Here is a 13106-nt window from a genome sequence, read left to right as displayed (position 1 = left end):
GATAGATCAGGGCGTGTTGCCCTCGACCGGAAAACCTTCGGCTTTCATCTTGTTCAGCACGTTTTGCCAGCGAGACAACTGCTTGATGTCTCCCGCTATGCTGCTGCTCCCTATGGTGGTATCCGTCGCGTCTGGCAACCACACGCCCTCACCGTTGAAGGCGTACACCGGCAGCAGGTCCTTGCGTGCGTCCGCGGGTTCAATCGTATCGACCAGACTGTCGAGCACCAGCGGCTCACCATCTGCGTCGGGGTAATACGTGAGCACCATGTGCGCACGCTCCGGGTTAAGCACCTTGACGTAGGTGATCAACAATTTGTCTGCGGGCATACCCCATTGCCGCAGGCTGAAGTACTTGGCGATGGCAAAATCTTCGCAGTCACCGGCACCTTTCCACAACGACTGAACAGGCGTGGCCCAGTAGTCATCCACCTTCCACAGGTCGATGTCCTCGACGTAGCGCAACTCCTGATTGAAAAACTGGTTGACCCGCTGTAACAGCTCCAGATCGTTGGCGGGTCTGTCGCCGTTGAGCAGGGCTCTCCAGGCATCGACGCGGTGTCGCCCTTCCACCGATGGACCGTACAACGTGCTGGCGCGCCGCGTGATCAGCGAAAAGTCCCAACCGGCATACGCCAGACTCGCCAACACGACGCCCGTCAGCAATAGCTGACAGAGCCTGCGTGCAAGCCGGTCAACAGCGAAACGGGTCGCCAATGCGCTCAATCCATGGATCGACCGGAGGTACTCGCTGGCGAGCCTCCAACCGGGGAAAATAATGGCATCTGGCGATCATTGGCTTGCAATTCAATGACTTCGATTGTGTGCCGACGTGAGCGTTGAAATGCCGCGTCCAGGCGACCGTTTTTCCGACGCCTCGTATCGTTAAAAGGATAGAACACGGTAGGCACATCATCGCCACAAAGCCTTGTAGAATGCGGTCCGCCGTAACAAACGGGACGAAGGTCCAGGTTTGACAAGCCGGGTTATGGCCTCTAGTGTTCCATTGGATCCAATCTCTGATCAGTGAAGAAGAAGTCATCGATGCGCAGGACTGACAAAGAACAATTTCTGCGAGAAGTGCTCGGCAACGAGCAACCGCCTGCGCACCTCGCACGCGCGGTGATCGAAGAAAAACTGCGCGCAGCGATTCTCGACGGACGCCTGCCCGCGGGTGTCGCATTGCGCCAGCAAGAACTGGCCACACTGTTCGGTGTGAGCCGCATGCCGGTGCGTGAAGCCTTGCGCCAGCTTGAGGCGCAATCGCTGCTGCGTGTCGAGACCCACAAGGGCGCTGTCGTCGCCCCACTGATCAACGAAGACGCGACCGATGCCTATGCACTGCGCATCCTGCTGGAATCCGAGGCCCTGCGGCAGTCGATACCGTTGCTGACGGCCGACGACATCGAGCTGGCCGGCAGTTACATCGAGCAACTGGAGGTTGAAACCGACTACTCGAAGATCGGCACGCTCAACCGAATGTTCCACATGACCCTATACTCCCGGGCAAAGAACAAACGCCTGCTCAAGCTGGTCGAAGACGGTCTGAATGAGGAGGAGCGCTTTCTGAGGTTCAACCTCAAGTACATGGGACTGGGCAAGCTGTCACAGAACGACCACAGGGAATTGTTAAAGATGGCCGAGGCTGGCGCCGTCGACGAGACGGTCCACGCCCTCGCTCACCACTTGAACCGTGGTGTCGAGGCCATCAACACCTATCTGAAAAGCCGTCCAGCGGAAGTCGCCAAACCCGCCACGGCGTCAAGGAAGCGCGCCCTCGCCCAATGAGGGCTCGACGATCGTGAGCGGCGACTATGCTCATGTCCAGCAGTTCGCACCCCTGCCTGCAGTTGCCGCACGCAACCGGATGAGGCAAGGGGTTCAAAGAGCACCGGTTGTTGTGGTGCCAGCGCCGAAGGACCCGGCCCCACGGTTGTGATAAGCCTGCACAAACAGGCTTGGGGAAACCTGAGTGAACGCCAAAAACAAATGGCTGATGGTTGTCAATTCAGGACAGCCCATCAGGACGCGCCTGATCTGCTTCCCGCACGCGGGCGGCGATCCGGAGCAGTTCCGTGACTGGTCGGACGGCCTTGCGGATCACATCGAACTGGTGACGCTGCGCCTGCCGGGCCACGGCAGTCGGCTCAAGGAAACGCCTTACGATCAATGGGCGCCGCTGCTGGAGGACACCTTCTTCGCGTTGCAGCCCTACCTGACCGAACCGCACGCCTTTTACGGCCACAGCTTCGGTGGCCGCGTGGCTTACGAAATGGCCCGGTTGGCGCAAGCGCAGTATCCCGGTTTTACCCGACACCTGTTCATCTCCGGTTGTCGCAGCCCCGACAGCCAACAGCCTCAACCCTACCTGCATACGCTGCCCAAAGACGACTTCATCGAGGCGCTGATCAAACTCGGCGCAGCGCCCGAGTCGATGCTTCACGACAAGAAGCTGATGCGCCTGTTCGAACCGGTCATGCGCAGCGACCTGAAGCTGGCCGAGTTGTGGTCGCATTGTCCCGACGGCGGTCTGAACATACCGCTGACCGCCCTTTACGGCAGCGACGATCCCCTCGATACCGCCGCCAGCATGATGAACTGGCGCGAGTTCACACGTCGCGAATTCGAACTGATCGAAGTACGCGGTGATCATTATTTCCCCAGAGCGCAGCGCGACCGTCTGCTGCACATCATCAACACCCACCTGGGGCTGCTGGGCGTCTGACAGAACACGCAGCCACCTTCTCTCCTGTCGGGGGAGCTTGCTCACCCCGATACGGTCGCCCGCCTGCTCACCTATCGTGAAATCTCCCAGCCTCGACACAGCGCATTTCTGTGTTTCAGGCACACTCGGGTGACGAAATCGCCTGCAGTCGATTTTGTAAACGGATGTCATGGAGCAAAAAAAGGAGCAGTGCACGGGCGGAGACGTCATGAGGGATGCCCTTCAACGTCGCCCACACAAAATTCTTTCGAAACCGATTATTCAGTTAACGCGCAACGCTGAACGAGGCATTCGTTCATTATTATCAATTCTGACTTTATTGAGTTGGAAGGGTTGCGCTCGCCTCAATAAAACTTAAATTAAATGTTTTATCGATACTCTATTGGCGTCGAATTTATTCAATTTAAAATTTATGAAAAAGTATTTGCCCTCGTCTTAAAAAGTGCTTTAACGTTTTCCCGTCGCCCTTCACCCTCCCGGAAAGCCTTGCAGCTCCGGCTTCTTAAAAGGGTGCGACGCGAGGCACGCACTGCCTGGCTTATAAACCGTGATGATTAAACGAAGTATCTGTTCGAGGACTTCGCTCGCCCGGCCATCGTGAAAAACGAGCCAACGCTTATAAGCTTTCGGCAACTAAATCGCGCAACTACTACAGAAAACTCTATTCTCAAGGACGTGTTCATGAATACTCAGAAGCAACTATTGAACCGCAAGAAATCGGAACTCAGTGCCCACCCGATCTTCTCTGAAATTGATTCACTGGATGTGCTCCGACGGTTTATGGAGGCTCATGTCTTCGCGGTCTGGGACTTCATGTCCCTGACCAAACGCCTGCAACGCGAGCTCAGTTGCACTCAACTGCCGTGGCTCCCGCCAAAAGACGCCAAAGCCGCGCGTCTGATCAATGAAATCGTCTTGGGCGAGGAATCCGACGACCGCCTTGATCACGGCCATTACAGCCACTTCGAGCTGTACCTGGACGCCATGCGGGAAGTCGGCGCCAGCACCGCTCGCGTCGAGCGCTTCGTTGCGCTGCAGAAGGAAGGCGTGCATTACGAAACCGCGCTGGAGAGCGTCAACGCGGAAAAGGCCGCCGCCCGGTTCGTTCGGGACACCCTCGACACCGCCATCAATGCTCCCGCCCACAGCGTCGCCGCGGCCTTTCTCCACGGACGTGAAAGCGTCATCCCACAGATGTTCCAACGCATCCTCGACGACTGGGGAATCACGGCCAGCCAGGCGCCTACTTTTCGCTACTACCTGGAGCGGCACATCGAGGTGGATTCCGAGGACCACGGTCCAGCCGCCGAATCTTTGCTCGCACGCCTGGTGGACGGCGATGCGCAACGCGAACACGAAGTTTACGAGGCCGCCATTGCCGCCGTGGAAAGCCGCATCGCCCTGTGGGATGCGCTGCGCGTGAGCATGCGCGAACCAGCGCTGGAAGCCAGCGCATGACCCGCTCGCTGCTTGCGAACACTTCAGTTACCTACACAGGGACGACATCATGAAAGCCGAAGACTACCTGTCATTCGTCGACGCCTGGGAAGGCCGTGCAACCATCCGCACGCGTCCACGCCGCATCGTGGAAAACGACGAAAAACTCATCTATCCCCTGAGCCGGCAACCGCTGGTACTCAGTGAAACCTTCAGCCGCGAGTGCCCGCACCTGCGTGACTTCGCGTTGATCCAGAGCCTGTACAAGTTCATCAATGACGTGGTGATCTTCGAGACCGAGATCGTCGACAAGACCGCGCGCAGTATCGCCAAGGATAACTTTGCGATCCGCTTTCCGTTCGCGTGCCGATACGACGCCATGACAGTGGTTGTGGATGAGGACTACCACGCCTTGGTGGCGATGGACTTCATGCAGCAAACCATCGCACTGACGGGCATTCAGCCCATTGAGCTGCCACTTGAAATCGAATTGAGCCGGGCGATTCCGGCCGCGTTGGCCCTCGCCCCCGATCACCTGCGCAGCGCGGTCGAACTCATCTGTGTCGCTGTCGCAGAGAACACCGTGACCAACGACGTCGCGGCGTTCGCGAAGGACGACACGGTCAAGCAATCGATCAAGGGGCTGATGGCAGACCATCTGCTCGATGAAGGTCGACACTCGGGCTTCTGGGCGCGATTGGTGCGCATCTATTGGCATGCCGCCACGGAGATGGATCGGGAAACCATCGCCCGCATCATGCCGGTATTCATTGCTCAATATTTGACCAATGACATCCAGAAGTCCTTCGACTTTGTGCTGATCGACAACCTCCCGGTCACCGAGTCCATCAAGCAAGCGCTCATAGACGAAACCCAGGCCATGAGCTTTCCAATCAATCGCCATCACCCGCTGGTGGGTAACATCGTGCGCTTCTTCAAGGCCAGCTCGATGCTCGACTCCACCTGCGTGCAACACGCGCTCGCCGACTATTTGCCGGCAGGAGGCACGCAATGAAGCGCCTGGAGATTGTGCTCATCGGTCACAGTCGGGCTTTGGGCGAACTCGCTATCGAACTGGAGGCCCATGGGCATCTGACTCATCAACTTCCGGACGCGCACGCGCTGGAACACAGCCAGGTATACGGCCCTTCGTTGATCATCGACGATGGCACGCTGGCGCTGACCAGCATGCGGCTCGCTGCTTTCAAAACCGACGCGCAGCTTGGTTTGCGTATCGGGCTGATCCCTGACGCCCAAGGCGCGCTACCCCGGCTGGAATTGCTGTGCTGGTATGGTTCGGCCGTCGCGCTGAAGCTAATAGCGCGTCGCATCCTGCCGGCTGAACCTTCGGGCAACGGTCGAGTGCTACGCGACAGTGCCATTACAACGCTCGTCGACGATGTCGCCTTGCTGGTCAGCCGCCTCTCGCGGGACGCCGGCTTCCTTGCACAGGTCGAGCGTGTCGAACCGCCTCAGAGTGAATGGCAAGAAGGTCTGCTTACACTGGATCGACTGGCGTTCGAGCACCGTTACAACCAGACCGCACAACCTCACCTGCTGAGCATCGCACAGCAACCGATGGTCACGCGCCTGGATCAGAGCTTCGCAACCTTTGCTGATCGGTATGCCTTGAATGTCGGTGGTCAACGCGTCCGTTATGACGCGTTGCGCGAGCACAGCGTGGCCATCCAGGCGCACATGCGGCCTCTGCTCGCACGCTCCTCAGACGAGCCACTGGTGATCGGCATCTGTCTGCCAAAGTGCGCAGCCTTGTTCGCAGGGGTCGTCGCGATTCTCGGCTATGGCGCCGTGTACCTGCCGCTCGATCCCAGCCAGCCGCTGCAACGGCAGCAGTACATACTGGAAAACGCCAAGGCCGTATTGCTGCTGCATGACGGTCAGCACCCGCTCGCCGGTCAGAGCGTACCGGGCCTGGACATCAGTGCTGTCCAGATCACGGCTACGGATGAGTCATTCTTGTGTGTTCGCCCTGGGACTGAAGCCCCGTGCATGGCGCTGTACACCTCGGGCACAACCGGTCACCCCAAGGGTGTGATGCTCAGCCAGCGCAACCTGAGCCACTTCACTGCGTGGTACGCCGAGTACGTCGCGCTGTCGGAACGCAGCCGCGTTCTGCAATTTTCGACGTTGAGTTTCGATTCGTCAGTGATCGACATCTTTCCGACGTTGTTGAGCGGCGCCGAACTGGTGGTCGCCAGCGAAGACCAACGCCGGGATCCGCTGCAGCTTATGGAGCTGCTTGAGCAGAACCTGAGCCATGCCTTTCTACCACCTGCGTTGCTCAGCATTCTGCCAGCGGAGCGTCCCCTGAAGCTTGAGCATCTCTGCACGGGCGGCGATGTCTGCGAGCCCTACGTGATCGAGCGGCTGGCGGGGAACTGTCAGTTCCACAACCTGTACGGACCCACCGAGGCCACGGTGCTGATCACCGCAGGACAGTTCCAGCCGGGCAGTAGCAATCGCAACCTGGGGCGGCCTATCGCCAACAGTCAGTTGTTGATTCTCGACGAGCAGATGCAGCCGGTTGCCGAGCAGATGCCGGGCGAGTTGTACATCGTTGGGCCGGGCGTCGGTCTGGGTTACATCCACAATCCGGCACTGACTGACGAGCGTTACGTGCGAATCGCCCTCGGCGGCGGAGAAAGCGTGCGCGCCTACCGCACGGGTGATATCGGTAAGTGGAGCGACGATGGGGTGGCGTTGTCCGGGCGGCGGGACAATCAAGTCAAGATCCGGGGTTTCCGGGTTGAACCGGAAGAAATCGAGCATTGCCTGCGCGACAGCCAACTGTACCGACAGGTCGCAGTGGTGATCGATGATCAGCGCCGGATTCTGGCGTTTCTCGCGCAACCACACGGTGTCGAGCCCGATGTCGCACGGCATCTGCTCAAAGCCCACATTGAACGGTTATTGCCCGACTACATGCGCCCGGCCTCCTACACCGAGCTGGCAACGATGCCTTTCGCCAATAACGGCAAGATTGATCGCAAGGCGTTACTGCAGTTGCCGGTCAACCTGACGGAGCAGGCGCCGCGCCGTCCGCCGGAAAGCGAGAATGAGCGAATCCTGCAGAAACTGTGGGCCGACCTGCTGGAGCTTCCACCGGGGGATATTTCGACCGATGAAAGCTTTTTCAACCTCGGCGGTCACTCGATTTTGCTGTCGCAGATGCTGCTGGGCATTCGCGAGCGATTCGGCCGCAGTATTCCCATCAACCGCTTCATCGAAGCCCCCACGTTAATCAACCTCGCATCATTGATCGACAGTGACGGCGCTTCGTCCTGGACGGTCAGTCCGCAAGCGCTCAAAGACGCCTCAACACCCATCCAACTGCCGATCCTGCCTGTCGGCAAACTCGGCGATGTGCACAAGATCATCGTGACCGGGGCCAATGGCTTTCTCGGCGTTCACCTCGTCGAGGCACTTTTGGGGTGGGGCGCGACAGAGGTGGCGTGCCTGGTGCGTGAGGGCGGCGGCATGACGGCGCAGGATCGGTTTGTCGAAGCCTTGCGCGAAAACCGGTTGGAGCATCTGGACTTGAGCCGGGTGCGCGTCTATGCCGCCGACGTTACCCGGCCGCAACTCGGCCTGGCTGACGATGTTTACGAGCGACTGGATCATGAGTTCGGCGCACTCATCCACAATGCGGCCAACGTTAATCATGTTCAGGATTACGAGACACTCACCAAGGACAACGTCACGCCCATTTTCGAGTGCCTCAGGTTGTGCGAAGGCCGCAGCAAGAAGGTCTTCAACTTCGTCTCGACCCTCTCCGCCTCCAGCGCCATAGACGCCAACGGCAGCGTTCTGGAAGCCCCTGCTGCAGAGACCCCGCCGATCTATATCAAGAACGGCTACAACCTCTCCAAATGGGTCGCTGAACGCATCCTGCAGCAAGCGCGCGAACAGGGCGCATGGGTCAACATTTATCGCCCGGGAAACATCGCCTTCAACAGCATCACGGGCGTCTGTCAGCCGCACAAGAACCGCTTGATGCTGATGCTCAAGGGCTCGATGCAGTTGGGTCAGGTGCCCGACTTCTCGATGACCTTTGACCTGATGCCCGTGGACTTCCTCGCCCGCTTCATCGGTTTTCACAGCAGCCGCTATCAGCCCACACGTGCGGTATTCAACCTGCACAACCCCGAACCCTTGAGCTGGACCGGTTACGTCGACGCGTTTCGCGAAGCTGGTCGCGAGTTCGAGATGGTCAGCGTCGCGCACTGGCAGACCCAGCTTAACCGGGTCGACAGCCAGAACGCCCTGTTCGGCGTGTTGGGGTTCTACCTCGACGGTTTTGAGGAAGACATCGGCGACATCTCTACGATCGCATACCAGAACGCGCTAGCCGGCGTGCAGCGGATGGGCGAACGCTACCCTCAGAAAACCCCGGCGTTGCTGCGTAAAGGCTGCGACTACCTGAAAGAGATCGACTTCATCTGACTGACCCAAAGGCAACACTCACGTACGTAATGGAGAACGACATGAACGCAATCAACACGATCTACAACCTGACACCCGACACCTTGATCAGCAACCCTGCAGGCACGCCGGTCGTGTCGACAGTTTCAATTACTGCCGACGCGCAGGCAGTCTGGGATGTCGTGGGTGATTTCGGCGGTTTTGCGAAATTCATTCCGGCGCTGGCCAGCATTGAGGTAGTCGGAACCGGTCCCGGGTCAGTTCGTTACAAGCAGTTCAAGGAAGGCGGTTTGGTGGTGGTCGAGCAGTTGAACTCACGAGACGACCGCGCGCTTTCCATGACATGGACAACGATCTATAACAATCTGGGTATCCGCAACCTCTGGGCGTCGATGACGGTGGTTCCTGCCAGCGAGCGCCTCTGCAACGCCACCTGGACCATCATCGCAGAACCTGCCGAGGGCAATCCCGCCAGCCCTGTAGAGTTCCACAACTTCCTTCAAGGCTTCGCCGATGACGCCATGAACAACGTGCAAAAGCTGTTCGCTTCGTAAACGTCCTTCGGCCAGGCCCGCTTCGTTCAGGCCTGAGCGGGCTTGTGTCGTGGCCCCGAAACGACAAAACCCCTGTCTGCGTTAGCAGACAGGGGTTTCGGAATTGAATCTTGACGATGACCTACTCTCACATGGGGAAACCCCACACTACCATCGGCGATGCACCGTTTCACTGCTGAGTTCGGGATGGGATCAGGTGGTTCCAGCACTCTATGGTCGTCAAGAAATTCTGTTGTTGATCCGTTACGAAGTAACGAGTCAACGAAAATTGGTGACCTTCACTTAAAACAAAACCCCATCTGCTTTCGCAAATGGGGTTTCGGAATTTAATCTTGACGATGACCTACTCTCACATGGGGAAACCCCACACTACCATCGGCGATGCATCGTTTCACTGCTGAGTTCGGGATGGGATCAGGTGGTTCCAACGCTCTATGGTCGTCAAGAAATTCGGGTACTGACTCGTGACCGTATGGCCTCGCTTCAGCAAATCGGGTATGTGATCAGGTGTCTTGCCTGTGTCCTGCAAACTTTCGGTGCGTGTCGTCTTCACAGTCACCGCAATCTGTGCTCATCGAGTCGCAGATTGCTTGGGTGTTATATGGTCAAGCCTCACGGGCAATTAGTATTGGTTAGCTCAACGCCTCACAGCGCTTACACACCCAACCTATCAACGTCGTAGTCTTCGACGGCCCTTCAGGGAACTCAAGGTTCCAGTGAGATCTCATCTTGAGGCAAGTTTCCCGCTTAGATGCTTTCAGCGGTTATCTTTTCCGAACATAGCTACCCGGCAATGCCACTGGCGTGACAACCGGAACACCAGAGGTTCGTCCACTCCGGTCCTCTCGTACTAGGAGCAGCCCCTCTCAAATCTCAAACGTCCACGGCAGATAGGGACCGAACTGTCTCACGACGTTCTAAACCCAGCTCGCGTACCACTTTAAATGGCGAACAGCCATACCCTTGGGACCGGCTTCAGCCCCAGGATGTGATGAGCCGACATCGAGGTGCCAAACACCGCCGTCGATATGAACTCTTGGGCGGTATCAGCCTGTTATCCCCGGAGTACCTTTTATCCGTTGAGCGATGGCCCTTCCATACAGAACCACCGGATCACTAAGACCTACTTTCGTACCTGCTCGACGTGTCTGTCTCGCAGTCAAGCGCGCTTTTGCCTTTATACTCTACGACCGATTTCCGACCGGTCTGAGCGCACCTTCGTACTCCTCCGTTACTCTTTAGGAGGAGACCGCCCCAGTCAAACTACCCACCATACACTGTCCTCGATCCGGATAACGGACCTGAGTTAGAACCTCAAAGTTGCCAGGGTGGTATTTCAAGGATGGCTCCACGCGAACTGGCGTCCACGCTTCAAAGCCTCCCACCTATCCTACACAAGCAAATTCAAAGTCCAGTGCAAAGCTATAGTAAAGGTTCACGGGGTCTTTCCGTCTAGCCGCGGATACACTGCATCTTCACAGCGATTTCAATTTCACTGAGTCTCGGGTGGAGACAGCGCCGCCATCGTTACGCCATTCGTGCAGGTCGGAACTTACCCGACAAGGAATTTCGCTACCTTAGGACCGTTATAGTTACGGCCGCCGTTTACCGGGGCTTCGATCAAGAGCTTCGCGTTAGCTAACCCCATCAATTAACCTTCCGGCACCGGGCAGGCGTCACACCCTATACGTCCACTTTCGTGTTTGCAGAGTGCTGTGTTTTTAATAAACAGTCGCAGCGGCCTGGTATCTTCGACCGGCATGAGCTTACGGAGCAAGTCCTTCACCCTCACCGGCGCACCTTCTCCCGAAGTTACGGTGCCATTTTGCCTAGTTCCTTCACCCGAGTTCTCTCAAGCGCCTTGGTATTCTCTACCCAACCACCTGTGTCGGTTTGGGGTACGGTTCCTGGTTACCTGAAGCTTAGAAGCTTTTCTTGGAAGCATGGCATCAACCACTTCGTGTTCTAAAGAACACTCGTCATCAGCTCTCGGCCTTAGAATCCCGGATTTACCTAAGATTCCAGCCTACCACCTTAAACCTGGACAACCAACGCCAGGCTGGCCTAGCCTTCTCCGTCCCTCCATCGCAATAACCAGAAGTACAGGAATATTAACCTGTTTTCCATCGACTACGCTTTTCAGCCTCGCCTTAGGGACCGACTAACCCTGCGTCGATTAACGTTGCGCAGGAAACCTTGGTCTTTCGGCGTGGGTGTTTTTCACACCCATTGTCGTTACTCATGTCAGCATTCGCACTTCTGATACCTCCAGCAAGCTTCTCAACTCACCTTCACAGGCTTACAGAACGCTCCTCTACCGCATCATCAAAAGATGATACCCGTAGCTTCGGTGCATGGTTTGAGCCCCGTTACATCTTCCGCGCAGGCCGACTCGACTAGTGAGCTATTACGCTTTCTTTAAAGGGTGGCTGCTTCTAAGCCAACCTCCTAGCTGTCTAAGCCTTCCCACATCGTTTCCCACTTAACCATGACTTTGGGACCTTAGCTGACGGTCTGGGTTGTTTCCCTTTTCACGACGGACGTTAGCACCCGCCGTGTGTCTCCCATGCTCGGCACTTGTAGGTATTCGGAGTTTGCATCGGTTTGGTAAGTCGGGATGACCCCCTAGCCGAAACAGTGCTCTACCCCCTACAGTGATACATGAGGCGCTACCTAAATAGCTTTCGAGGAGAACCAGCTATCTCCGAGCTTGATTAGCCTTTCACTCCGATCCACAGGTCATCCGCTAACTTTTCAACGGTAGTCGGTTCGGTCCTCCAGTCAGTGTTACCTAACCTTCAACCTGCCCATGGATAGATCGCCCGGTTTCGGGTCTATTCCCAGCGACTAGACGCCCTATTAAGACTCGCTTTCGCTACGCCTCCCCTATTCGGTTAAGCTCGCCACTGAAAATAAGTCGCTGACCCATTATACAAAAGGTACGCAGTCACCCAACAAAGTGGGCTCCCACTGCTTGTACGCATACGGTTTCAGGATCTATTTCACTCCGCTCTCCGCGGTTCTTTTCGCCTTTCCCTCACGGTACTGGTTCACTATCGGTCAGTCAGTAGTATTTAGCCTTGGAGGATGGTCCCCCCATGTTCAGACAAGGTTTCTCGTGCCCCGTCCTACTCGATTTCATTGACAAGAGATTTTCGCGTACAGGGCTATCACCCACTATGGCCGCACTTTCCAGAGCGTTCCGCTAATCTCAAATCAACTTAAGGGCTGGTCCCCGTTCGCTCGCCACTACTAAGGGAATCTCGGTTGATTTCTTTTCCTCAGGGTACTTAGATGTTTCAGTTCCCCTGGTTCGCCTCTTACGCCTATGTATTCAGCGTAAGATAACTGTCTTATGACAGCTGGGTTCCCCCATTCAGACATCTCCGGATCACAGTCTGTTTGCCGACTCCCCGAAGCTTTTCGCAGGCTACCACGTCTTTCATCGCCTCTGACTGCCAAGGCATCCACCGTATGCGCTTCTTCACTTGACCATATAACCCCAAGCAATCTGGTTATACTGTGAAGACGACATTCGCCGAAAGTTTGCATTTCACAAACTTTACCTTAGCCTGAATGAACACCAGTGAAAGTGCCATCCAGTCTATCTTTCTATCACATACCCAAATTTTTAAAGAACGATTCTGACAAAGATCAGAAATCAACATTTAGCCTTCAACCGAAGGAAATGCTCATTTCTAAGCTTTCGCGGACAACTGCCTGTACCCAACTACTGCGGTAATGGTGGAGCCAAGCGGGATCGAACCGCTGACCTCCTGCGTGCAAGGCAGGCGCTCTCCCAGCTGAGCTATGGCCCCGTATCGCTACAGGGTGCACCGGTAATTGGTGGGTCTGGGCAGATTCGAACTGCCGACCTCACCCTTATCAGGGGTGCGCTCTAACCAACTGAGCTACAGACCCAATCGTCTTCTTCAATGAATCAAGCA

Annotated in this window: 7 protein-coding genes, 2 tRNA genes and 3 rRNA genes; 6 read left to right on the top strand and 6 right to left on the bottom strand. The window is 56.6% G+C overall.

The genetic code is table 11. The features are described 5' to 3' along the window. Positions 1–6: 6 nt before the first annotated feature. Complete coding sequence (gene lapG, locus AB4N84_RS11555; protein WP_460046420.1) at positions 7–717, bottom strand: cysteine protease LapG; 711 nt, start codon at positions 715–717, stop codon at positions 7–9. A 327-nt stretch (positions 718–1044) separates the two neighbouring features. Here lapG and AB4N84_RS11550 point away from each other — a divergent pair, with 327 nt between their 5' ends. The 6 genes from AB4N84_RS11550 (at position 1045) to AB4N84_RS11525 (ending at position 9159) form a co-directional block, all read left to right on the top strand. Further along, on the top strand, positions 1045–1788 hold the full coding sequence (locus AB4N84_RS11550) for a GntR family transcriptional regulator (RefSeq protein WP_460046419.1): 744 nt from the start codon (positions 1045–1047) through the stop codon (positions 1786–1788). A gap of 184 nt (positions 1789–1972) precedes the next feature. Further along, complete coding sequence (locus AB4N84_RS11545; protein WP_460046418.1) at positions 1973–2725, top strand: thioesterase II family protein; 753 nt, start codon at positions 1973–1975, stop codon at positions 2723–2725. A 681-nt stretch (positions 2726–3406) separates the two neighbouring features. Beyond that, positions 3407–4183: a DUF3050 domain-containing protein gene (locus AB4N84_RS11540; protein WP_074752513.1), complete on the top strand. Its 777-nt coding sequence runs from the start codon at positions 3407–3409 to the stop codon at positions 4181–4183. Between the two features lie 49 nt (positions 4184–4232). After that, positions 4233–5177 carry a diiron oxygenase gene (locus AB4N84_RS11535; RefSeq protein WP_460046417.1) on the top strand — a complete coding sequence of 315 codons (945 nt, stop codon included), beginning with the start codon at positions 4233–4235 and terminating at the stop codon, positions 5175–5177. Then, a complete protein-coding gene (locus tag AB4N84_RS11530; protein WP_460046416.1) occupies positions 5174–8626 on the top strand; it encodes a thioester reductase domain-containing protein in 3453 nt (1150 codons plus the stop codon). The genes AB4N84_RS11535 and AB4N84_RS11530 overlap by 4 nt, the downstream gene beginning before the upstream one ends. 41 nt (positions 8627–8667) lie before the next feature. Further along, positions 8668–9159, top strand: coding sequence for an SRPBCC family protein (locus tag AB4N84_RS11525; protein WP_460046415.1), 492 nt, complete (start codon positions 8668–8670; stop codon positions 9157–9159). A 108-nt stretch (positions 9160–9267) separates the two neighbouring features. On the opposite strand, the gene rrf (AB4N84_RS11520) is transcribed toward AB4N84_RS11525, so the two are convergent. The 5 genes from rrf (AB4N84_RS11520) to AB4N84_RS11500 all read right to left on the bottom strand — a co-directional run bounded on the left by rrf (AB4N84_RS11520) (position 9268) and on the right by AB4N84_RS11500 (position 13080). After that, positions 9268–9383 (bottom strand): 5S ribosomal RNA (gene rrf, locus AB4N84_RS11520). A 106-nt stretch (positions 9384–9489) separates the two neighbouring features. Beyond that, a 5S ribosomal RNA gene (rrf, locus tag AB4N84_RS11515) occupies positions 9490–9605 on the bottom strand. A gap of 155 nt (positions 9606–9760) precedes the next feature. Then, positions 9761–12653: ribosomal RNA gene (locus AB4N84_RS11510) — 23S ribosomal RNA — on the bottom strand. 248 nt (positions 12654–12901) lie between these two features. Further along, positions 12902–12977 (bottom strand) — tRNA-Ala (locus AB4N84_RS11505). A 26-nt stretch (positions 12978–13003) separates the two neighbouring features. Further along, positions 13004–13080 (bottom strand) — tRNA-Ile (locus tag AB4N84_RS11500). Positions 13081–13106: the final 26 nt, after the last annotated feature.

Source organism: Pseudomonas sp. S2_H01, from assembly GCF_054668305.1.
The sequence above is the reverse complement of the archived record's forward strand: the minus strand, read 5'-3'. Positions and strand labels throughout refer to the sequence as shown.